Below are 22,261 nucleotides of genomic sequence, written 5' to 3'. Positions count from 1 at the left end.
ATCCTATGACAGAGTCCAAGGGCGCTAACCCACCCAAGAGTGCGCCGCTGCCAATCGGCACGCTGCTTGCCAACTACCGCATTGTAAAGAAGTTGGCCAGCGGGGGGTTCAGTTTCGTCTATCTCGCGACCGACGAAACCGGCGCGCCCGTCGCCATCAAGGAATATCTCCCCTCCTCGCTCGCGCGCCGCAGCCCGGGCGAACTGATTCCCGTGGTGCCCGACGAAAATGCCGCGTCATTCCGGCTCGGGCTCAAGTATTTCTTCGAAGAAGGCCGTTCGCTCGCCCGTATTTCCCATCCGAGCGTGGTACGCGTCGTGAATTTCTTTCGCGAGAATTCCACGGTCTACATGGTCATGAACTACGAGCTGGGCAAGACGCTGCAGGAGCATATCCTGCAGGCCCGGCAGCAGGGTCGTGCCAAGGTGCTGCGCGAACGCTTCATCCGCAAGGTGTTCCACGACCTGATGAGCGGGCTGCGCGAGGTCCATATCCACAAGCTGCTGCATCTGGATATCAAGCCCGGCAACATCTACCTGCGCGAGGACGAGTCGCCGATCCTGCTCGACTTCGGCGCCGCGCGGCAGATCCTGACCATGGAGGCCGCGCGCTTCCAGCCGATGTACACGCCCGGCTTTGCCGCGCCCGAACTGTACGGCAAGCACTCCGAACTCGGTCCATGGACCGATATCTACAGCCTGGGCGCCACGCTCTATGCCTGCATGGCCGGCATGCCGCCGCAGGAAGCGAACCAGCGCGAGAAGGACGACCGCATGGGCGAGGCGATGTCGCGCCTGCGCAGCACGTACACGAACGGCCTCGTCGATCTGGTCGAATGGTGCCTGCGGCTGACGCCGTCCGAGCGGCCGCAGAGCGTGTTTCGCCTGCAGAAGGAACTGCGCGACCAGAGCAATGCGCTCGGCGAGCAGTCCGCCGCGGCCGCGCTGGCCGGCGCATCGCCCGCCACGGCGCCGATGCCCGAGCGCCCCGGCGCGACGAGCCGGTTCATGACGCTGCTGCGCCGCCGCGAGGTGGGGACCGACTGAGCGGACAAAGAACGGGCGCCGCGCGAGTCGCGGGCGCCGATTGAATCACGGCGCGACGGCGTGGCCCACTGCCCGGCCGGCGCGCCCCAGAACGTTACCGAATAGCCAACATGCGATTCTCCGTCTATCAGGAAAGCCGAAAGGGCGGCCGCCGCATCAACCAGGACCGCATGGGCTACTGCTTCACGCGCGATGCCCTGCTGATGGTGCTGGCCGACGGCCTTGGCGGCCACGCGCTCGGCGAGGTCGCCGCGCAGCAGGCGCTGCAGACGCTCGCGCGCCAGTTCCAGGCACAGGCCCGCCCGGCCATCCGCAACCCGGCGGACTTCCTGCAGGACACGATCATGCTCGCGCACCGCGAGATCCACCGTTACGCGGAAGCCAACCGATTAGCGGATATCCCACGCACGACCGTGGTGTGCTGCCTGATCCAGCAGGGGCAGATCCACTGGGCCCATGCGGGCGATTCGCGGCTGTATCTCGTGCGCAAGGGCGCCCTGCTGACTCGCACGCGCGACCATTCGAAGATCGAGAACCTGCTGCAGCAGGAGCGCGTGCTGCCGATGGATGTGGCCAACCATCCCGAGCGCAACAAGCTGTACAACTGCCTGGGCTCGCCCAACCTGCCGCTGATCGATATCGGCGGTCCGGTGCGGCTGGAACCGGGCGACGTGGCGATGCTGTGCTCGGACGGCCTGTGGGGCAGCATCGAGGAACGGGCCATCGTGGACAAGGTGACCAACCTGTCCGTGGTGCATGCCATTCCGGACCTGATCGAGCAGGCGCTGCTCAATGCCGGCGAAGGTGCCGACAACACCACCGCGATCGCGATGATGTGGGAGCTGGACACCGCGACGCCGAGCGAGGAAGCCGTGCTGACCGACACGCTGCCGCTCAACGCGTTCACGACGTCGATTCTCGAGCGCACGGGCAACGACAGCGACCTGCTGTCCGAGGAAGAAATCGAACGTTCGATTGCCGAGATCCGCGCCGCCATCGACAAGACCAGCAATTTCATGCGGTAAGCGGCCTCTGGCAGCACGCATACCCGGGCGGCGTTAGAATCGCGGTCTCAATCGATTCCACGAAAGACTCCCCCATGCGACCGAGCGGCCGCGCAGCCGATGCGCTGCGACCTGTCACCCTGACCCGTCATTACACGCGCCACGCCGAAGGCGCCGTGCTGTGTGCTTTTGGCGATACCAAGGTCCTTTGCACGGCCAGCGTGCTCGCCAAGGTGCCGCCGCACAAGAAGGGCTCCGGCGAAGGCTGGGTCACCGCCGAGTACGGCATGCTGCCCCGCGCCACGCACACGCGCTCGGACCGCGAGGCCGCGCGCGGCAAGCAGACCGGCCGCACGCAGGAGATCCAGCGCCTGATCGGCCGCGCGATGCGCTCCGTGTTCGACCTCGCCGCGCTCGGCGAGTACACCATCCACCTCGATTGCGACGTGCTGCAGGCCGATGGCGGCACGCGCACGGCCGCCATTACCGGCGCGTTCGTGGCCGCGCACGACGCCGTGAGCAAGATGCTGGCCGCCGGCCAGATCGCCGCGAGCCCGATCCGCGACTTCGTGGCGGCGGTGTCGGTCGGCATGGTCGATGGCATGCCCGTGCTGGACCTCGACTACGCTGAGGACAGCACCTGCGATACCGACATGAACGTGGTCATGACCGGCAGCGGCGGTTTCGTCGAGGTCCAGGGCACGGCCGAAGGCGCGCCGTTCGTGCGTGCCGATCTCGATGCGATGACGCGGCTCGCGGAAGCCGGCATCGCCGAACTGGTCCGCCATCAGCGCCAGGCGCTGGGACTCTGAAACGCGTGGGAGGCAACATGCAACGTCTGGTCCTCGCTTCGAACAACGCCGGCAAGCTTCGCGAGTTCGGCGCCCTGCTCGCGCCGTTCGGCTTCGACGTGGTGCCGCAGGGCGAGCTCGGCATTCCCGAGGCCGAGGAACCGCATGCGACGTTCATCGAGAACGCGCTGGCCAAGGCGCGCCATGCCAGCCGCCTGGCCGGGATGCCCGCCCTTGCGGACGACTCGGGCATCTGCGTCGATGCGCTCGACGGCGCGCCGGGCGTCTACTCGGCGCGCTACGCGCAATGCGTGGGCAAACCCAAGTCGGACGCGGCCAACAACGCGCACCTGATTTCGCAACTGGCGGGCAAGCTCAACCGCCGCGCGCAGTACTACTGCGTGCTGGTCCTCGTGCGGCATGCCGACGACCCGCGTCCGCTGATCGCGGAAGGCACGTGGGCCGGCGAGGTCGTGGATGCGCCGCGCGGCAGCGGCGGCTTCGGTTACGACCCGCACTTCATGCTGCCCGGCATCGGCAGGACCGCCGCCGAACTCAGCGCGGAAGAGAAGAACACCGTCAGCCATCGCGCGCTGGCGCTGCAGGGGCTGGTGGCCCGCCTGCAGACGCACGGCATGCGGATCGGTACATGATTCCGATCGTTCCCGCTGGCAGCGCAAAGCCCGCGACGCTCTCCCCCGCCGACAATCAGCAGCTGTGGCTCAAGCCCGGGCAGATCGCCCTGCCGGGGTCGCCGCCGCTGTCGCTGTACGTGCATATCCCCTGGTGCGTGCGCAAGTGCCCGTACTGCGATTTCAATTCGCACGCGGCACCGGGCGGCACGCACGAGATTCCCGAGGCGATGTACCTCGACGCGCTGCGCGCGGACCTCGAGCAATCGCTGCCGCTCGTTTGGGGCCGCCCCGTGCATACGGTGTTTATCGGCGGCGGCACGCCGAGCCTGCTGTCGGCTGCCGGCATGGACCGCCTGCTGTCCGATATCCGCGCGCTGCTGCCGCTGGACGCGGACGCCGAGATCACGATGGAAGCGAACCCCGGCACGTTCGAGGCCGAGCGCTTCGCGAGCTTCCGCGCGAGCGGCATCAACCGGCTGTCGATCGGCATTCAGAGCTTCAGCGACCGGCATCTGCAGGCGCTGGGCCGCATTCATGGCGAGCGCGAAGCCCGCGCGGCGATCGAGATCGCGTTGCGGCACTTCGACAACGTCAATCTGGACCTGATGTACGCGCTGCCGCAGCAGACGCTGGACGAGTGCCTGCACGACCTCGAGTCGGCGCTGGGCTACGGCACCACGCATCTGTCGATGTACCACCTGACGCTCGAGCCGAATACGCTGTTCGCGAAATATCCGCCCGCGCTGCCGGACGAGGACATCGCGTACGAGATGCAGGACCTGATCGAGGCGCGCACGGCGCAGGCCGGCTTCCGCCACTACGAGACGTCGGCGTATGCGCAGCCGCATCGCGAGGCGCGGCATAACCTCAACTACTGGCGTTTCGGGGATTACCTCGGCATTGGCGCGGGCGCGCACGGCAAGCTGTCGTTTCCGCATCGCGTGCTGCGGCAGATGCGCTACAAGCATCCGGCCACGTATATGGAGAAGGCGCTCGCGGGCGAGGCCGTGCAGGAATCGCGCGACGTCGACGCTAAGGAACTGCCGTTCGAGTTCATGCTCAATGCGCTGCGGCTCACCGACGGTGTGCCCGCATCGAGCTTCCACGACTACACGGGATTGCCGCTGCATGCCATCAGCAAGCAACTGGCGGCGGCGGAGAAGAAGGGACTGCTCGAGGCGGACCTGACGACGATCCGCCCGACCGAGCTGGGACGGCGCTTTCTGAACGACCTGCAGGAGATGTTCCTGTAGGCCGTCCGGGCGCTGACGGTCAGTAAGGCATGGCCATGTCGTTGGCCACGCGCGCGCGATCGCCGATGCGCAGTGCGCCGACGTCGCGCTGCGTCACGCTGGCCATGCGGCCATCGTCCAGACGCACGTTGACGCGATACACGGTGCTCGTATTGCTGCCCGTGCGCTTTTCCACCTGATTGCCGGCGACGGCACCCACCACGGCACCGCCGATGGTGGCCGCGGTACGCCCGCGTCCGCCGCCGATCTGGTTGCCCAGCAGACCGCCGGCCGCACCGCCGATCACCGTGCCGAGAATACCCGAGCTGTTCTGTTCGGTCGTGATCGGCTCGATCGACTCCACGCGGCCCGTGAACACGGAGCCCGCGGGGGCCTGATAGGTCGCCGGTCCCTGTTGCTGGTAGCCGGGCTGCTGGCCATAGCCGGGCTGGTTATAGCCGGGCTGGTTGTATCCCGGCGGGGGCGGCGCGTTGTAGGCCGAGTTGCCGTAGCCGCCCGGCTGGGCGCAGCCGGCGAGCGCGGCGGCGGCCATGACGGTGGCGATGATGGCGCCATGCCGATAGGCGCCGTGTCGATGGGTCTTGTTGGAAGTGCGCATAAGGGATCCCTCCTCTGTCATTGATCGATGCGTAACCCATTCAGGGGTCCACGTCGGGTAAGAGACCTTCGCACACCACAAGGTTCCGCGCTGTCCGACGGAGACTGACACGGCGGAAGCGTCGTTTTATTCATGCGCATGATTGTATAATGCGCGCTCTTCTCTGCAGTCCCGATGGAAGCGTGGCCGAGTGGTTTAAGGCAGCAGTCTTGAAAACTGCCGATGGGGTGACCCATCCGTGAGTTCGAATCTCACCGCTTCCGCCAGCCTTCCGCCACCTGTCTTCCGGCATTTCCCGAGTCGTCCCACCGTTGCCATAATCCTTGCCAACCGGCAAGATCGCGCATACGCTAGGTGTGCGTTATCGGTCGTCGTATGACCTATGACAACGTATAATGGAGCGTCGTCTCCGCCGTCTGAACGCCCGCTTTCGTCGAATCTCCGCCGAATCTCCGCTGAATATCATGTCCAACGCCACGATCGCCCCTCCCGCACCGCTGCGCCGCCGCGGCCGCACGCTCGCCGAGGAAGTGGTCGGCAATCTCTCGGAAAGCATCCAGCAGGGCCAGCTCAAACCCGGCGACAAGCTGCCGACCGAATCCGAGATCATGGCGACGCTGGGCGTGAGCCGCACCGTGGTGCGCGAAGCGCTGTCGCGGCTGCAGGCGAGCGGCATGGTCGAGACCCGTCACGGCATCGGCACGTTCGTGCTGGCGCGTGCGGCCGAAACCCACTCGCCGTTCCGCATCGATCCGTCCGCGATGATCACCGCGATGGACGTGCTCGCGATGCTCGAGTTCCGCGTGAGCCTCGAGGCCGAGGCCGCAAGCCTGGCTGCGTCGCGCCGTACCGACGAGCATCTGGACGCGATGCGCCGCGCGCTCGACGAACTCAAGCGCAATGCGGCCGCGGGCAACGATGCGGTGCGCTCGGACTTCGAATTCCATCTGTCGATCGCACGCGCGACCGGCAATCGCTATTTCACGGACATCATGGGCCATCTGGGTACCATGGTGATCCCGCGCAGCCGGCTGCAGGTGAATACGCCGGAGCGCGAGCAGTATCTGGAGCGCGTCAATTTCGAGCACGAGAGCATCTACGATGCCATCGAGCGGCGCGATCCCGAGGCGGCCAAGGCCGCGATGCGCATGCACCTTACCAACAGCCGCGAGCGGCTGCGCAAGGCGTCGTCGATGGCCGCCGGGACGGGCGCCTGAATGCGCGCGGCGCGGCCCCGGCCGCGCGGTTGCGATCCGGCCCGCCATGTCATATGATGTCCTATGACGACCGTCCCATGTCGATAATGCAAAGCTGATTTTCCCGGGGCGCGCCGCATGCGCCTGTATGCTTGCCTCCCACGCGGAACGCTTCCGATTTCCTCCCCTTCTTTCCAGCAGGACTTCCCATCATGACGATTACCGGCGAATTGCTGATCGGCGCCAGCGCAGTGCGCGGCACCGCAGACACGTTCCAAGCCATCAACCCGGCCACCGGCGAGGCGCTGACCCCGACGTTCCATGGTGGCGGCACCGCCGAGGTGGACCGCGCCTGCACGCTGGCCGAAGCCGCGTTCGACACGTTCCGCGCGACGTCGCCGGAACAACGCGCCAAGTTTCTCGAGCTGATCGCCGACAACATCGAGGCGGTGGGCGACGAACTGCTCCAGCGCGCCAATGCCGAGACCGCGCTGCCGCTGGCGCGCCTGACCGGCGAGCGTGGCCGCACGACGGGCCAGCTGCGCCTGTTCGCACGCCTGCTGCGTGACGGCCGCTGGCAGAACGCCACGCTCGACAGCGCGCTGCCCGAGCGTACGCCGCCGCGTCCGGACCTGCGCATGCAGAAGATCGCGATCGGCCCCGTGGCCGTGTTCGGCGCCAGCAACTTCCCGCTGGCCTTCTCGGTGGCCGGCGGCGATACCGCTTCCGCGCTGGCCGCGGGCTGCCCCGTCGTCGTGAAGGCGCACCCGGCGCATCCGGGCACGTCCGAACTCGTGGGCCGCGCGATCCAGAAGGCCGTGGCGGACGCGGGCCTGCCCGAAGGCGTGTTCTCGATGGTCGGCGGCGCGAGCATCGCGGTCGGCACCGCGCTCGTCGCACACCCGGCCATCCAGGCCGTGGGTTTCACGGGCTCGCGCGTCGGCGGCCTCGCCCTGACGCAGGTCGCCAACAACCGTCCGCAGCCGATTCCGGTCTACGCCGAGATGAGCAGCATCAACCCCGTGTTCCTGCTGCCCGAAGCACTGGCCGCGCGTGGCGAGTCGATCGCGAAGGATCTCGTGGATTCGCTGGTCATGGGTGTGGGTCAGTTCTGCACGAACCCCGGCCTGCTGCTCGCGATCGAAGGCCCGGCACTGGACAAGTTCCGCGCGGCGGCCACCGCGGCGATCGGCGGCAAGCCCGCCGCGACGATGCTGACCCCGGGTATTCACGGCGCATTCGAGAAGGGTGTGGCCAAGCTGGCCGATATCAACGGCCTGTCGCAGGTCGGCTGCGGCCTCGAGGCCACGGGCCCGAACCAGGCGCGTCCGGCGTTCTTCGAAGCATCGGCCCAGCAGTTCCTGGCCGACGAGCGCATGCACGCCGAAGTGTTCGGTCCGTCGACCGTGCTCGTGACCTGCCGTAACGCCGACGACCTCGTCGCCGTGGCGCGTGCCGTCGAGGGTCAGCTGACCGTGACGGTGCAGGCCGACGCCGGCGACCACGCCCTGGCCGCCCGCCTGCTGCCCACGCTCGAGCGCAAGGCGGGCCGTATCCTGTTCAACGGCTATCCGACCGGTGTGGAAGTGTGCTTCGCGATGGTTCACGGCGGCCCGTTCCCGGCCACGTCGGACACGCGCACGACCTCGGTGGGCACCACCGCGATCGATCGCTTCCTGCGTCCGGTCTGCTATCAGAACGTGCCGGCCGACCTGCTGCCGGAAGCCGTGAAGGATGGCAATCCGCTGAACCTGTGGCGCCTGAAGGATGGCGAACTGGGTCACGCATAAGCGACCCTCGGCGGGCCCTAGCGCGACGCCTCGAAGCCCCGCTTCCTCACGGAAGCGGGGCTTTTTGCATCATGCGGCCATCGCCAGCTTTGCGCCGCGCGACTTGCCCGAGCTCAGGTAGTCGGCAATCGACTCCTGCGTGACCTCGCCGAGGTACGTGCCATCGGCATCCACCACCGGCAGCCAGCTCGTGTTGTGCTGATACATGCGCGACAGCACGATGCGCAGATGCTCGTCGAACGCGGCCGTTGCCGCGAACGGCCGCAGCACCTCCGCACAGGTCCCGCCGCCGGTCATGCCCGCGCGCGCGTCGCGCCGCGAGACATATCCCACCGCCCTGCCCGCCTCATCGACCACCGGCAGATGCCGCACGTCGGCGTCGTCCATCACGCCGAACGCCTGCGCGAGCGTGGTGCCCGGTGCCGCGCTCGGCGGCATCGTGGCCGCATCGCCCGCGCGCACCAGCAGCAGGCGCTTGAGCGTGTTGTCGTGGCCCACGAACGCCTGCACGAAATCGTCCGCGGGATGCGCAAGCAGCGCGTCCGGATGATCGAACTGCACGAGCTGGCCGCGACGGAACACGGCAACCTTGTCGCCAAGCTTGATCGCTTCGTCGATATCGTGCGACACCATGATCACGGTCTTGCCAAGTTGCCGCTGCATCTGGAAGAACTCGTTCTGGATGCTCTCGCGGTTGATCGGATCCACCGCGCCGAACGGCTCGTCCATCAGCAGCACGGGTGCATCGGCCGCGAGCGCGCGGATCACGCCGATACGCTGCTGCTGGCCGCCCGACAGCTCGCGCGGATAGCGGCCAAGCATGCGGTCCGGGTCGAGCTGCACCATGGCCATGAGCTCGCGCGCGCGCTCGCGGCTGCGGCGCTTGTCCCAGCCCAGCAGGCGCGGCACGACCATGATGTTTTCCTCGATGGTCATGTTCGGGAACAACCCGATCTGCTGGATCACGTAGCCGATCTTGCGGCGCAGCGCCACGCCGTCGATCGCGGCGGTATCCTCGCCATCGATGCGCACGGTGCCCGACGTCGGCTCGATCAGCCGGTTGATCATCTTGAGCGTGGTGGTCTTGCCGCAGCCGGACGGACCGAGGAACACACAGATTTCCCCGCGCGGGACCTCGAGCGAGACGGCATCCACGGCATTGGAGCGCGTGCCGTCCTTCTGCACGAATGTCTTGGTGAGTTTGTCGAGTTCGATCATAGTCGGATTCCTTTCGGTGTCAGCGCGCGCTGCAGGCGCTGCAGGCACAGGTCGGCGACGATGGCGAGCACGCTCACGAGCGCCGCGCCGACCGCAAGCTTGCTCATGTTGCTCTGGCTGATGGCCTGGAGGATCAGCACGCCGAGGCCGCCCGCGCCGATCAGCGCGGCGATCGTCGTCACGCCGATGTTCATCACCACGGCCGTGCGCACGCCGCCGAGGATCACGGGCACCGCGAGCGGCAGATCGACGAGACGCATGCGCTGCCACGTCGTCATGCCGATACCGCGGCCCGCCTCCTGAATGCCGGCGTCGACATTGACGAGCGCGGTGTACGTATTGCGCATGATCGGCAGCAGCGAGTACAGGAACACGGCGGTCACGGCCGGCAGATAGCCGAGCGCGTGGCCGAAGCGCGCGAAGATCGGGATCATCAGCCCGAACAGCGCGATGGAAGGCAGCGTGAGCACGATGGTCGCCAGCGCGAGCAGCGGCGTGGCGAGCCAGCGATGGCGCGTGATCAGGATGCCGAGCGGCACGCCGATCACGATGGCCAGCGTCACGGCGGCACCGACGAGCGCGAGATGCTGCCCCGTGAGCCGCAGCAGCGTGGGCCAGCTGTGTTGAAGGTAGGCAATCAGGTCCATGGGTTCCTCATGTCACGTCGTCACGTCAGATCAGGCCGTTGGCGCGCAGGAAATCCCCGGCCACCTTGTCGACGGGCTGCTGCCCGATATCGACCTGATAGTTCATCTCGGTCATCGCGGCGTTGTCGAGCTTCGACGACAGCGCGTCGAGCAGCCCCGCCAGTTCCGGATGGGCGTCGAGCACCGCGCGGCGCACCACGGGCACCGCGTTGTAGGGCGGGAAGAAATGCAGGTCGTCCTCGAGCAGCGCGAGGTCGAAGCCCTTGACGCGGCCATCGGTCGTGTAGACGAGGCCCAGTTCCACCTGATCGTTCTTGAGCGCCGTGTACACGAGGCCCGGATCGAGCTGGATGACATCCTTGCGTGTGAAGGGCAGCTGGTAGGCGGCCTTGAGCGGCTCGAGACCGTCGGGGCGCGCCGCGAATTCCATATCCACCGCGAACGGATGCTTGTCGTCGGGGCTGGCGCGCATCTTCGCGGCAAGCGCCGACAGCGTGGTCACGCCGGCCGCCTCCGCCCGCGCGCGCGGCATGGCGAGCGCATAGGTGTTGTTGATACGCGAAGGCGCGAGCCACACGAGGCCCTTCTCGCCGTCGAGCGCCTTCACGCGCGCATAGCTCTCGGGGCCATCGAGCTTCTCTTCCACGTGGTTGAAGACGATCAGCGCGGTACCGGTGTAGTCCCACACCACGTCGAGCTGCCCCGACTCGAGCGCCTGCCGCATCAGCGTGCTGCCGAGGCCCGACGTCAGTTCGGCGCCGAAGCCCTTGGCGCGCAGGTACTGCGTGGTCATCGAGGACAGGATCAACTGCTCGGTGAAGTTCTTGCCGCCCACGCGCAGGGGCGTGGCGTTTGTGGCGGCGTTCGCGTTGGTGCCCACATCGGGCTGCGACGCCTGCGCGTGCGCCGGCGCGGTGCCGAGCAGCAGCGCGGCGAAGATCGCTCCAACGATCGCGAAGATCCAGAACGTCTTGCGCTCCGTTTCCGGATTCCATGCCATGAGTACCGACTCCTTCAATTCGCCAGCCCGCGGCGACGCAGATACACGTGCCCCGCATACGCGAACAGCGCATCGAGCACGAGCGCGAGCAGCGCGGTGGCCGCCGCGCCAAGCAGCAGCAGCGACTGGTTGTTCAGGTAAATGCCCGGGAAGATCAGCTCGCCCAGGCTGTTCGCGCCGATCAGGAACGACAGCGGCACCGTGCCGACATTGATCACCAGGCTGATGCGCACGCCCGCGAGCACCACGGGCAGCGCGTTCGGGAATTCGACGCGCGCGAGACGCTGCAGCGGCGTCATGCCGATACCGCGCGCGGCTTCGCGCAGCGCGGGCGACACGTTGCGCAGCCCTTCGTACGTATTGCGCACGATCGGCAGCAGCGACGCGAGCCACAACGCGAGGATCGCGGGACGCTCGCCGATGCCGAGCACCGCGAGCGCCAGGGCCAGCACGGCCAGCGACGGCACCGTGTTGCCGATGTTGAAGACCTGCATCAGCCGGTCCGCCCAGCGGCGCATGCACGGCCGGGAGAGCGCGATGCCCGCGGGAATGCCCGTGGCAAGCGCGAGCACCATCGAGATCGCCACGAGGCGCAGATGATCGGCAAGGTCGTACAGCAGGCGATCGCGATGGGCGGCGATGACGTCCGGGCCGATCCAGGCGATCAGGCCGGCCAGTGCAATGGCAATAAGCCCACCCCATGCGAGGCGAGCGGCTTGTCTGGTCATGGGGTCCTTTTCCTTGAAGCCAAAGGTGGTCCATGGCACTCCATGAGCACGGAGCGCCACACGACGACAGCGAAAAACAATAGGTCCGAGGCGGACATGTCCGCCGGAGCCAGGTCAGATTGCATTGCCGCCATGACCGGCATGGGCGCCGGCGGACGGACTATCGGGGCTTCGCCTCAGGGTCTTGGGCGGAGCACCTCTTTGGATGGAGCGGCCACAGGGCAGCGTGGTCGTTCCGGTAGCGGCGCAAGAAGCCGGGCAGCACACGTGGTTGTGGTCGGTGCGCCGGCCTCGATGGCCATCGGGATTGTTGCGATCTCTGCGCAACGTGTGACAAACAGGCGGCTATTCTACACAATTTCTGCAATCCTGTCGAACGACCGGATTCGCCCCGCCCGCCGGGCCACGTTGCTGCCCCGTTCCGCCAACGGAACAATCTTTTGCCCTTGAGGCCTCTACCGGATTTCCGCCAAACCCTTACATTGCATGGGTATGCAAGCACCTCAACCGGAGAACGACATGGAAACCCGCACCCCCGCCACCGCCGCAGAGACCGTTACGCGCTCGCGCACGGTCGATCGCGTCGTGCGCGGCATTGCCACGTCCGACGGCGCCGGCGTCAAGCTGACCCGCGTCCTCACGCAGAACCTGCAACGCCGCCTGGACCCGTTCCTGATGCTCGACGCATTCGGCACGGACAACCGCGACGACTATATCGGCGGCTTCCCCGACCACCCGCACCGCGGCTTCGAGACCATCACGTACATGCTGGCCGGCCGCATGCGCCATCGCGACAGTGCGGGCCACGAAGGCCTGCTCGAGAATGGCGGCGCGCAATGGATGGTCGCGGGCTCGGGCGTCGTGCACTCGGAACTGCCCGAGCAGGAAGACGGCCGCATGGAAGGCTTCCAGCTCTGGCTGAACCTGCCCGCCGCCGACAAGATGACCACGCCGTGGTACCGCGACGTGCCATCGCGCGATATCCCGACCGTCGCGCTGCCCGGTGGTGACACGGTGGGCGGCACGGTACGGGTGATCGCCGGGTCGTCGCATGGCATCGCGGGCGCCGTCACGCGACCCGTGACCGAGCCGCTGTACCTCGACGTCCATCTGCCGGCCGGCGCGCGCTTTGCGCAGACGCTGCCGGCGGGGCACAACGCGTTCCTCTACGTGTATCGCGGAGAGGTCACGGTTGGCGATGGAGAGAACGCCGCCGTCGTGGAAGCGCAACGCATGGGCGTGCTCGACAATGCGGGCGTGAGCGACGGCGTGGTGATCCACGCCACCGCCGAAGCGCGCTTCCTGCTGATCGCGGGGCAACCGCTGAACGAGCCCATCGCGCAGTACGGCCCGTTCGTGATGAACACGCAGGACCAGATCTACCAGACGCTGGCCGACTACCGCGACGGCCGCTTCGCGAAGATCCCGGCCGAGAATCACGGCTGACGTATCTCCTGCGTGCTTTCCCCAAGGCCACGGCGCAATGCCGTGGCCTTTTTTGTTTCCGGCATGCGACTTGCAACCTCCCGCCAGCCGTTGCAGGGCGCGGCAAGTCGTGCAAAACGCGCGGCCAGACCCCTGCACACTTATATAATCCGGAGCAAATATTGGGCATACGTCAACCATGATGATGGCGCGCGTGTCCGGCCCTAGGTTTCTGACCTAGGAAAGTTGCTGCCACAACAATTCGAGCCGCCTCAGTGACATTACAAACCCCTCCCAGGCTGGCGCTTGCCCACATCACCAAGCGCTATCCCGGCGTGACCGCCAACGACGACGTCAGCCTGTCCGTCGCGCCCGGCGAGATCCATGCCGTGCTCGGCGAAAACGGCGCCGGGAAATCGACCCTCATGAAGATCATCTTCGGCGCGGTAAGGCCCGATGCCGGCGAGGTGCACTTCAACGGGGCGCCGGTCTCGATCGCCAGCCCGCACGATGCGCGCAACCTGGGCATCGCGATGGTGTTCCAGCATTTCTCGCTGTTCGACACGCTCACGGTCACCGAGAACATCGCGCTGGGCCTGCCGCCCAGGGATGCCGGCAACATGAAGCAGCTGGCCGCCCGCATCCGCACGACGGCGGAACGCTACGGCCTGCCGCTCGAGCCGCAGCGCCACGTGCACACGCTCTCCGTGGGCGAGCGGCAGCGCGTGGAGATCGTGCGCGCGCTGCTGGCCAATCCGCAGCTGCTGATCCTCGACGAGCCGACCTCGGTGCTGACCCCGCAGGCCGTGGAGACGCTGTTCGTCACGCTGCGCCAGCTTGCGGCCGAGGGCACGAGCATCCTGTACATCAGCCACAAGCTCGACGAGATTCGCGCGCTGTGCCATCGCGCCACCGTCATGCGCATGGGCCGCGTGACGGGCGTGTGCGATCCGCGCGAAGAAAGCGCGGCGTCCCTCTCCCGCCTGATGATCGGCGGCGAACCCCCGCGTGAAGCGCGCGTGGCCGCCGAACGCGGGCCGCTGCGGCTCACCGTTCGCGACCTGTCGCTCCCGCGCTCGCACGCCTTCGGCACCGCGCTGGAACGCATTGCGCTCGACGTGCATGGCGGCGAGATCGTCGGTATCGCCGGCGTGTCCGGCAACGGCCAGCAGGAGCTGCTCGCGGCCCTGTCCGGGGAGGATGGACGGCAAACGGGCGGCGCGGTGCAGATCGACGGCCGCGCGGTGGGCCGGCTCGGCGCGCGAGAACGCCGCCGCGCGGGCCTCGCCTTCGTGCCCGAAGAACGCCTTGGCCGCGGCGCCGTGCCCGGCATGAGCCTCGCCGCGAATACGCTGCTGTCGCACCAGTCGCCGCCGTTCGTCCGCGGCGGGCTGATCTCGCCCAAGGCCGCGGCGGGACTCGCGGCCACCGTGATCCAGCGTTTCCGCGTCAAGGCCAACGGTCCGGAAGCGCTCGCGCGCAGCCTGTCCGGCGGCAACCTGCAGAAATTCATCGTGGGGCGCGAGATTGCTTCGGGCCCGAAGGTGCTGATCGTCGCGCAGCCGACGTGGGGCGTCGATGTCGGCGCGGCCGCGCAGATCCATAACGAGATGCTCGCGCTCAAGGCAACGGGCTGCGCGGTACTGGTCGTCTCCGAAGAACTCGACGAACTGTTCGCGATCTGCGACCGGCTGCACGTGATCGCCAAGGGCCATCTGTCGCCGTCGATGCCCGTGGAGACCGCCACGCGCGAACAGGTGGGCCTGTGGATGAGCGGGTTATGGCCCGGCGGGCCCGCGACCGAGCGGGACAAGGCCAACGCGGAGGTGAGCCATGGCTGAGTTCCGCCTGCCGTTGTCGCTCGTGCCGCGTGGCACGCCCTCGCGCGCGATGGCCTATGCCTCGCCGTTTATCGCGCTCGCGCTCACGTTGCTGTTTGGCGCGCTACTGTTCGTGGCTCTCGGCAAGGATCCCGCGTCCGCGCTGAAGGTGTTTCTCGTCGATCCGCTGCGCGACAAGCGCGCGATCGGCGAGGTGCTGCTGAAGACCGTGCCGCTCGTGCTGTGCGCGCTCGGCCTGGCCGTCTGCTATCGCGCCAACGTCTGGAATATCGGCGCGGACGGACAGCTGATTCTCGGCGGCATCTTTGCCGGCGCCACCGTGCTCTACTTCGACGTGCCCGGTCATACGATCGGCGGCCTGCCGATACTCGTGCTGGCGTCGCTCGCCGGCATCATCGGCGGCATGCTGTGGGCCGCGATCACCGCGCTGCTGCGGGACCGCTTCAATGCCAACGAGATCCTCGTCTCGCTGATGCTCACGTATATCGCGCAGCAGCTCATCCTCTGGGTCGTCAACGGTCCGCTCAAGGATCCGCAGGGCATGAACTTTCCGCAGTCCAAGGTGTTCTCGTCCGAGTTCCTGCTGCCGAACCTGCTGTCGGGCTCGCGCCTGCACGCGGGCTTCGCGGTGATGCTCGTGCTCGTGGCCATCATGACCGTGTTCGTGTTCCGCAGCTTCGCGGGCTACCGGCTCCAGGTCGGCGGCACCGCGCCGGCGGCCGCGCGCTACGCGGGTTTTTCCGCGCGCGGGTCGCTCTGGAGCGCGCTGCTGATCTCGGGCGCCACGGCGGGCCTCGCGGGCGCGTTCGAGGTAACGGGGCCGATCGGCCAGCTGCTGCCATCGATCTCGCCGGGGTACGGATTCACGGCCATCATCGTCGCGTTCGTCGGCCGCCTGCATCCCGTGGGCACCGTGTTCGGCGGCATCGTGATGTCGCTGTTCTATATCGGCGGCGAGATGGCGCAGTCGCGCATCGGCCTGCCCTCGGCACTCGGCTGGGTGTTCCAGGGCATGCTGCTGTTCTTCCTGCTGGCGTGCGACACGCTGATCGACAACCGCCTGCGCTGGCGCGCCACGGCCGCCTGAGGGAGTTCACAAGAACATGGAACAACTCGCTCCCCTGATCGCCACCGCGATCAATGCCGGTACCCCGCTGCTGCTGGCCGCGCTGGGCCTGCTCGTCAACGAGCGCGCCGGCGTGCTCAACCTCGGCGCCGAGGGCATGATGCTCGTGGCCGCGGCCTTCGGTTTCATGGTCGGCTACCAGACGCAGTCGCCGATGCTCGGCTTTATCGCCGGCGCCGGTGCCGGCATGCTGATGGCCACGCTGTTCTCGTGGCTCGCGCTGGTCCTCGCCACCAATCAGGTCGCCACCGGCCTCGCGCTGTCGATCTTCGGCACGGGCCTCTCCGCGTTCATGGGCCAGCGCTTCGTCGGCTACGCGATGCCCGCGCAGGCGAAGGCCGTGCCCGGCCTCGCGGACATCCCGTTCATCGGCCCCGCGTTCTTCCAGCAGCACTGGATGGTGTACTTCAGCCTGCTGCTGTGCGCGGCCATCATGTGGTTCCTGTTCCGGACGCGCGCGGGCCTGACGCTGCGCGCAATCGGCGAATCGCCCGAGTCCGCGCACGCGCTCGGCTATCCCGTGCGCTGGATCCGCTTCGGTGCGCTGCTGTTCGGCGGCGCCTGCTGCGGACTGGCGGGCGCGTATCTGTCGCTGGTCTACACGCCGATGTGGGTGGAGAACCTCGTCGCGGGCCGTGGCTGGATCGCGCTGGCGCTGACGACGTTCGCGACCTGGCGTCCGGGCCGCGTGCTGATCGGCGCGTGGCTGTTCGGCGGCGTGACGATCCTGCAGTTCTATCTGCAGGGCGTGGGCATCGCGGTGGCGCCGCAGTTCCTGTCGATGCTGCCCTATGCCGCGACGATCGTCGTGCTCGCACTGATTTCGCGCAATCCGGCCTGGATCCGTCTCAACATGCCGGCATCGCTGGGCAAGCCGTTCCGCCCTGGCAATGCATAAGAAGTCTTATCACAACATCACATAAGGAGAGATCATGAAGATCACACGCAGAACGACGCTGGCGGCCCTCGCGGCGACCACCGTGCTCGCGCTTGCGGGCTGCGGCAAGAAGGAAGAAGCGCCGGCCGCCTCGGCGGGTCCCGCTTCCGCCCCCGCTGCCGCGGCAGGCGAGCCGCTCAAGGTTGCGTTCGTCTACATCGGCCCGGTCGGCGATGCGGGCTGGACCTATGCGCACGACGCCGGCCGCAAGGCGGTGGAAGCAAAGTTCGGCGACAAGGTGAAGACGTCGTTCGTCGAGAACGTGCCCGAGTCCGCTTCGGACGCCGAGCGCGTGTTCCGCGATCTGGCCAGCCAGGGCAACAAGCTGATCTTCGGTACCACGTTCGGCTATCAGGAGTCCATGCTCAAGGTGGCGAAGGAATTCCCGGACGTGAAGTTCGAACACGCCACGGGCTTCAAGACCGCCGACAACCTCGCGCAATATGACGTCCGCACCTACGAGGGTGCGTACCTCGCCGGTCTGGTCGCGGGCAAGATGAGCAAGAGCGGCAAGATGGGCGTGGTGGCTTCGGTGCCCATTCCCGAGGTCATCCGCAATATCGATGCGTTCACGCTCGGCGCGCGCAGCGTGAATCCGAATGCGACGGTCAAGGTGGTGTGGGTCAACAAGTGGTTCGATCCGGGCAAGGAACGCGAGGCCGCGACCACGCTGATCGGCCAGGGCGTGGACATGCTGATGCAGAACACCGACTCGGCGGCCGTGGTCCAGACCGCGCAGGAGAAAGGCGTCTACGCGTTCGGCTGGGACAGCGACATGAGCAAGTTCGGCGAGAAGGCACACCTCGCGGCGTCCGTGATCGACTGGGGCGTGTACTACACGAAGGTCGTCGATGACGTGCTGAAGAACCAGTGGAAGAACAGCACGATCTGGTGGGGCCTGAAGGAAGGCATGATCGACCTCAAGGGCTTCAACGCCGTCGTGCCGGCGGACGTCAAGGCGCTCGTGGAAGAACGCAAGAAGGGCATCGCCGACGGCTCGGCACCGATCTGGAAGGGTCCGATCAAGGACAACGCCGGCAAGGAACAGGTTGCCGCGGGCCAGACGGCCGACGACGCGTTCCTGCATAACGTGAAATTCTATGTGGAAGGCGTGGAGGGCAACGTGCCGGGTTGATACCGCGCGCGGAACTTGAAGCAGTGAAGAACGGCCCAAGCTAATTGCCTGGGCCGTGTGCTTTGCACGGTCCGCGTGATCGAGGAGGCCCTTCCATGTGGAAACGTTTTTCCGCCTTGTGGACTATGATCCGCCGCGACGGGCGGATGCTCTGGTTTGCGCTGCGGCACCCTGACGCGCCCGTATGGCTGCGTCCGGCGACCATCGCGCTGCTGGTCTATGCGGTGTCGCCGATCGACCTGATTCCCGACTTCGTCGCGGGCCTCGGCATCGTCGATGACGTGGTACTGATTCCGCTCGCCGTTCATCTGATGCTGAAGCGCCTGCCGCCTCACATCCTGCGGCAGGCCAGCCTGCGCGCGACCGCCACCACGGTCAGGCCGCGCTAATACCGCTAATACCGCGCTAATACCGCGCTGGGCCCCGCTCCCCTCAGTGACTGTCCTGCGAGAGCTGCGCGATCAGCAGCTCCGCGGTGGCGAGGTTCGTCGCGCACGGCACGTTGTGCACGTCGCACGCGCGCACGAGCGCGTTGATATCGGGCTCGTGCGGCTGCGGTGTCATCGGGTCGCGCAGGAAGATCACCGCGGTGACGCGCCCTTCCGCCAGCTGCGCGCCGATCTGCAGATCGCCGCCCCACGGTCCCGACAGCATGCGCGTGACGGTCAGGCCCGTCTCGTCGGCAATGCGGCCGCCGGTGGTGCCGGTGGCCAGCAATTCGCATTGCGCGAGGAACGCGCGATGCCGCCCCGCGAACGCCACGATGTCGTCCTTCTTGTGATCGTGCGCGATCAGCGCGATACGTGGACGTGCCATCTCGTTCCGCTCCTGCGTCACATGGTCCCGGGGAACGCGCCGCCGTCGAGCAGCAGGTTCTGGCCCGTAATGAAGCCCGCCTGCTTGCTGGCGAGGAAGGCGCAGGCCGCGCCGAACTCGGCCGGCTCGCCGAAGCGGCGGGTCGGGTTGGCGGCCGCACGGCGCGCCGACACTTCGTCGATGGTCAGGTTGGCCTTCTTGGCCGCGCCTTCCATCGTCTTGTACAGGCGATCCGTATTGAACGGCCCCGGCAGCAGGTTGTTGATCGTCACGCCATGCTGCGCCACTTCGCGCGAGAGGCCGGCGATAAAGCCCGTCAAACCCGAGCGCGCGCCATTGGACAGGCCCAGCACGTCGATCGGCGCCTTGACCGCACCGCTCGTGATATTGATCACGCGACCCCACTTGCGCGCGATCATGCCGTCGATGGTCGCCTTGATCAGCTCGATCGGCGTCAGCATGTTGGCGTCGATCGCGGCGATCCAGTCGTCACGCTCCCAGTCGCGGAAGTTGCCCGGGGGCGGGCCGCCGGCGTTGTTCACGAGGATATCGAGCTGTCCGAGCTTGGCCACCGCGTCGAGCGCCAGCTTGCGGCCCTCGGGCGTGGTGATGTCGGTCGCCACCGCGATCACGCGGCGGCCGTGGCGCGCGCGCAGATCGGCCGCGGCCTTCTCCAGTGCTTCGGCACCGCGCGCGACGATGACCACATCGACGCCTTCCGCCGCGAGCGCGTCCGCGCACGCAAAGCCGAGACCCTTGCTGGCGCCGCACACCAGCGCATGCTTACCGCGCAATCCGAAATCCATGTCTTCTCTCTCCGTTGGGTGTTGTCTGGTGAAACAAATCAGGCTTTGCGCGCGGACAGCAGGTACATGCCGCCGAGCACGAGCGCGCTCCCCGCAAGCTGCACGCCGGTGACGGGCTCGCCGAGCAGCCAGAACGCCAGCGCGAGCGTGGACACCGGGCCGATCATGCCAGCCTGCGAGGCCATGGGCGCGCCGATGCGCGCCACCGCGACCATCGTCATCGAGACGGGCAGCACGGTGCAGAACACGGCATTCACGACGGACAGCCAGAGGACCGGCGCGGGCTGCGCCAGTTCGGCCAGCGGCCGGCCCAGCACCACGTACTGGATCGCGCAGCACGCGGTGGATACGCACATCGCATACGCGACGAGCCGCAGCGATCCCACGCGCTGCACGAGCTCGCCGCTCAGAATCAGATACACACCATACGACAACGCACTGCCGAGCACCAGCCCGCCGCCGAGCCAGACCTGCGACCCGCTCACGTCGAGGTCGTGCGCGAACACGAGCACGATGCCCGCATAGGCCAGCAGCAGCGAGATCCACTGCCGCGCGTGGATGGGCCGCCGGAACAGGAACGCGGTGGTCAGCAGCACGAACGACGGCGTGAGGAACAGGATCAGCCGCTCGAGCCCCGCCGTGATGTATTGCAGGCCGACGAAGTCGAGGAAGCTCGACAGGTAATAGCCGATAAAGCCGAGGAACACCACGCGTCCGCGATCGGCCCACGACAGCGCGGGCAGCTTGCGCGCCTGCCACCAGCCGATGGCCATGAACAGCGGCACCGCGAACAGCATGCGCAGCGTGATGACCATGACGGCATCCACGTTGTAGCGGTACATGAGCTTGGCGACGATCGCCTTGGCGGAGAACAGCACGGCGCCGACGGCGGCGACGGCCAGCCCATAGCGCTGCGCGGCGGGGACATCGAGGGGAAGGGTTTTCTGGGAAGCGGGCACGGGCGGCGTTCGGTCAGGCGGGCCGGCGCCGGGTAGGCCGGGGCGCCGGGACCCGCCGATTGTATGTCAAAAGGCGCAAGCACGAGGGCGGCCCGATCCCCTACAATGGCTCGCGCCCGGCCCGCGTCACAAGCGCGGCCCGGCGCCAAGACAACTATCCAGGAGACATTCGAGTCATGCCGTACACCCTTCGCCCGGCGCACCGCCGCGCGCGCGTCCGCCGCACGCTGATCCAGTCCGCCCTCGCCCTGCCCGTCGCGCTCGCGCTGCCCTTCTCCGTCCTGACCGCGCGCGCCGCCGACGCCTATCCGGCCAAGCCGATCCGCTTCGTCGTGCCCTACGCGGCCGGCGGCACCACCGACCTCGTCGCACGCACGGTGGGCCAGCGCGTGGCCGAGAAGCTGGGCCAGCCGGTGGTCATCGAAAACCGGCCTGGCGCGGGCGGCAATATCGGCATGGACGCGGTGGCCAAGGCCGCGGCCGACGGCTACACGATCGGCTTCGGCGCGATCTCGACCAACGCGCTGAATCCGCATATCTACAAGCATGTGCCGTTCGACCCGCGCAAGGACTTCACGGCGATCAGCCTGCTGGGCACCTCGACCATCGTGCTCGAGGTCAGCGAGAGCCTGCCCGTGAAGACCGTGCCCGAGCTGGTCGCCTACGCGAAGGCGCATCCGGGCCTGACGTACGCGACCGCCGGCACCGGCACCTCGATGCACCTCGCCGGCGCGATGTTCTCGCAGATGACGCAGACAGGGCTCGTGCACGTGCCGTACAAGGGCAGCAGCCCGGCCATCAACGACATGCTCGGCGGCCACCTGCAGGTGATGTTCGACAACCTGCCGGCCTCGCTGCCGCATATCCAGGCGGGCAAGCTGCGCGCGCTGGCGGTGGCGGGCAAGACGCGCTCGCCGTCGCTGCCGAACGTGCCGACGCTTGCCGAGGCGGGCCTGGCCGGTTACTCGGTGGAGCCGTGGTTCGGCGTCTACGGGCCGGCGAACCTTCCCGCGCCGGTGGTTCAGGCGCTCAACGCCGCGTTCGTGGAGGCGCTGGCGCGGCCGGACGTGCGCGACAAGCTGGTGGCGGCGGGCTTCAATCCGAAGGGATCGAGCGCGGCCGAGCTGCAGTCGCTGACGCAGACCGAGTACGAGCGTTTTGGCAAGGTCGCGAAGGAAGCCGCCATTACCGTGGACTGAGCGGTGGACCGGGCGTCCGGTGGCGCGGTTGTGACCGTCCGGCGGTCAATGCCATTACAATCGCGCTGCATCGGGTCCGCGCCGGCATGCCGCGCGGCGCCCGCTCCTCAT

22 protein-coding genes and 1 tRNA gene are annotated in these 22,261 nt (G+C 67.5%); 15 read left to right on the top strand and 8 right to left on the bottom strand.

The annotated features are described in order from the left end of the window. The first annotated feature begins 5 nt into the window (after window positions 1-5). The 5 genes from AAHB16_RS09240 (at window position 6) to hemW (ending at window position 4,729) form a co-directional block, all read left to right on the top strand. The gene (locus AAHB16_RS09240) at window positions 6-1,046 is read left to right on the top strand and encodes a serine/threonine protein kinase (RefSeq protein WP_150371057.1); all 1,041 of its coding nucleotides are present in this window, start codon (window positions 6-8) and stop codon (window positions 1,044-1,046) included. A gap of 110 nt (window positions 1,047-1,156) precedes the next feature. Next, window positions 1,157-2,071: a PP2C family protein-serine/threonine phosphatase gene (locus tag AAHB16_RS09235; protein WP_342050677.1), complete on the top strand. Its 915-nt coding sequence runs from the start codon at window positions 1,157-1,159 to the stop codon at window positions 2,069-2,071. Between the two features lie 74 nt (window positions 2,072-2,145). Continuing rightward, entirely contained in the window at window positions 2,146-2,862 is a 717-nt protein-coding gene (gene rph / locus AAHB16_RS09230; RefSeq protein ID WP_150371055.1) for a ribonuclease PH, read from the top strand. 17 nt (window positions 2,863-2,879) lie between these two features. Next, window positions 2,880-3,494 carry an RdgB/HAM1 family non-canonical purine NTP pyrophosphatase gene (gene rdgB, locus AAHB16_RS09225; RefSeq protein ID WP_150371054.1) on the top strand — a complete coding sequence of 205 codons (615 nt, stop codon included), beginning with the start codon at window positions 2,880-2,882 and terminating at the stop codon, window positions 3,492-3,494. Further along, window positions 3,491-4,729, top strand: a complete 1,239-nt coding sequence (hemW, locus tag AAHB16_RS09220; RefSeq protein WP_342050676.1) for a radical SAM family heme chaperone HemW — start codon at window positions 3,491-3,493, stop codon at window positions 4,727-4,729. The genes rdgB and hemW overlap by 4 nt, the downstream gene beginning before the upstream one ends. Before the next feature lie 19 nt (window positions 4,730-4,748). On the opposite strand, the gene AAHB16_RS09215 is transcribed toward hemW, so the two are convergent. After that, on the bottom strand, window positions 4,749-5,261 hold the full coding sequence (locus AAHB16_RS09215) for a glycine zipper 2TM domain-containing protein (RefSeq protein WP_342050684.1): 513 nt from the start codon (window positions 5,259-5,261) through the stop codon (window positions 4,749-4,751). A gap of 242 nt (window positions 5,262-5,503) precedes the next feature. Between AAHB16_RS09215 and AAHB16_RS09210 the strand changes: the two genes are divergently transcribed. The 3 genes from AAHB16_RS09210 (at window position 5,504) to AAHB16_RS09200 (ending at window position 8,313) form a co-directional block, all read left to right on the top strand. Further along, window positions 5,504-5,593, top strand: a tRNA-Ser gene (locus AAHB16_RS09210). A gap of 198 nt (window positions 5,594-5,791) precedes the next feature. Further along, window positions 5,792-6,544: a FadR/GntR family transcriptional regulator gene (locus AAHB16_RS09205; protein ID WP_150371051.1), complete on the top strand. Its 753-nt coding sequence runs from the start codon at window positions 5,792-5,794 to the stop codon at window positions 6,542-6,544. Between the two features lie 191 nt (window positions 6,545-6,735). Further along, window positions 6,736-8,313, top strand: a complete 1,578-nt coding sequence (locus AAHB16_RS09200) for an aldehyde dehydrogenase (NADP(+)) (protein WP_150371050.1) — start codon at window positions 6,736-6,738, stop codon at window positions 8,311-8,313. Between the two features lie 69 nt (window positions 8,314-8,382). Here AAHB16_RS09200 and AAHB16_RS09195 read toward each other — a convergent pair whose 3' ends face one another. The 4 genes from AAHB16_RS09195 to AAHB16_RS09180 are packed head-to-tail and all read right to left on the bottom strand — an operon-like array spanning window position 8,383 to window position 11,906. After that, complete coding sequence (locus AAHB16_RS09195; protein ID WP_150371049.1) at window positions 8,383-9,531, bottom strand: osmoprotectant ABC transporter ATP-binding protein OsmV; 1,149 nt, start codon at window positions 9,529-9,531, stop codon at window positions 8,383-8,385. Continuing rightward, window positions 9,528-10,178, bottom strand: a complete 651-nt coding sequence (locus AAHB16_RS09190) for an ABC transporter permease (protein WP_342050675.1) — start codon at window positions 10,176-10,178, stop codon at window positions 9,528-9,530. Before AAHB16_RS09190 ends, AAHB16_RS09195 begins: the two co-directional genes overlap by 4 nt. 25 nt (window positions 10,179-10,203) lie before the next feature. Beyond that, entirely contained in the window at window positions 10,204-11,178 is a 975-nt protein-coding gene (locus AAHB16_RS09185; RefSeq protein ID WP_342050674.1) for a glycine betaine ABC transporter substrate-binding protein, read from the bottom strand. Between the two features lie 14 nt (window positions 11,179-11,192). Continuing rightward, window positions 11,193-11,906 carry an ABC transporter permease gene (locus AAHB16_RS09180; RefSeq protein WP_150371046.1) on the bottom strand — a complete coding sequence of 238 codons (714 nt, stop codon included), beginning with the start codon at window positions 11,904-11,906 and terminating at the stop codon, window positions 11,193-11,195. Between the two features lie 519 nt (window positions 11,907-12,425). Between AAHB16_RS09180 and AAHB16_RS09175 the strand changes: the two genes are divergently transcribed. From AAHB16_RS09175 to AAHB16_RS09150, 6 genes are all read left to right on the top strand, one after another. Then, window positions 12,426-13,352, top strand: coding sequence for a pirin family protein (locus AAHB16_RS09175; RefSeq protein WP_342050673.1), 927 nt, complete (start codon window positions 12,426-12,428; stop codon window positions 13,350-13,352). Between the two features lie 254 nt (window positions 13,353-13,606). Next, window positions 13,607-15,172: an ABC transporter ATP-binding protein gene (locus AAHB16_RS09170; RefSeq protein WP_342050672.1), complete on the top strand. Its 1,566-nt coding sequence runs from the start codon at window positions 13,607-13,609 to the stop codon at window positions 15,170-15,172. After that, window positions 15,165-16,259 (top strand): ABC transporter permease, encoded by a 1,095-nt coding sequence (locus AAHB16_RS09165; protein WP_342050671.1) that lies wholly within the window; start codon window positions 15,165-15,167, stop codon window positions 16,257-16,259. Before AAHB16_RS09170 ends, AAHB16_RS09165 begins: the two co-directional genes overlap by 8 nt. A 16-nt stretch (window positions 16,260-16,275) precedes the next feature. Beyond that, a complete protein-coding gene (locus AAHB16_RS09160; protein WP_150371042.1) occupies window positions 16,276-17,196 on the top strand; it encodes an ABC transporter permease in 921 nt (306 codons plus the stop codon). A gap of 34 nt (window positions 17,197-17,230) precedes the next feature. Next, window positions 17,231-18,370 (top strand): BMP family ABC transporter substrate-binding protein, encoded by a 1,140-nt coding sequence (locus AAHB16_RS09155; protein ID WP_150371041.1) that lies wholly within the window; start codon window positions 17,231-17,233, stop codon window positions 18,368-18,370. A gap of 95 nt (window positions 18,371-18,465) precedes the next feature. Further along, window positions 18,466-18,759, top strand: coding sequence for a YkvA family protein (locus AAHB16_RS09150; RefSeq protein ID WP_121490629.1), 294 nt, complete (start codon window positions 18,466-18,468; stop codon window positions 18,757-18,759). Window positions 18,760-18,802: 43 nt separating this feature from the next. Here the strand turns inward: AAHB16_RS09150 and AAHB16_RS09145 are convergent, their stop codons facing one another. From AAHB16_RS09145 to AAHB16_RS09135, 3 genes are read right to left on the bottom strand one after another with little or no spacing between them, the layout of a single operon-like run. Further along, window positions 18,803-19,186, bottom strand: coding sequence for a methylglyoxal synthase (locus AAHB16_RS09145; RefSeq protein ID WP_150371040.1), 384 nt, complete (start codon window positions 19,184-19,186; stop codon window positions 18,803-18,805). 17 nt (window positions 19,187-19,203) lie between these two features. Beyond that, window positions 19,204-19,992: an SDR family oxidoreductase gene (locus tag AAHB16_RS09140; RefSeq protein ID WP_150371039.1), complete on the bottom strand. Its 789-nt coding sequence runs from the start codon at window positions 19,990-19,992 to the stop codon at window positions 19,204-19,206. A gap of 38 nt (window positions 19,993-20,030) precedes the next feature. Then, the gene (locus AAHB16_RS09135; protein ID WP_150371038.1) at window positions 20,031-20,951 is read right to left on the bottom strand and encodes a DMT family transporter; all 921 of its coding nucleotides are present in this window, start codon (window positions 20,949-20,951) and stop codon (window positions 20,031-20,033) included. Between the two features lie 176 nt (window positions 20,952-21,127). Here AAHB16_RS09135 and AAHB16_RS09130 point away from each other — a divergent pair, with 176 nt between their 5' ends. After that, window positions 21,128-22,150 (top strand): Bug family tripartite tricarboxylate transporter substrate binding protein, encoded by a 1,023-nt coding sequence (locus tag AAHB16_RS09130; protein ID WP_150371037.1) that lies wholly within the window; start codon window positions 21,128-21,130, stop codon window positions 22,148-22,150. Window positions 22,151-22,261 lie beyond the last annotated feature (111 nt).

Source organism: Cupriavidus sp. OTU4054 (assembly GCF_038440175.1).
GTDB classification, from domain to species: domain Bacteria; phylum Pseudomonadota; class Gammaproteobacteria; order Burkholderiales; family Burkholderiaceae; genus Cupriavidus; species Cupriavidus pauculus_D.
Note: the sequence above shows the minus strand (reverse complement) of the source record. Positions and strands in the feature narration are given on the sequence as shown.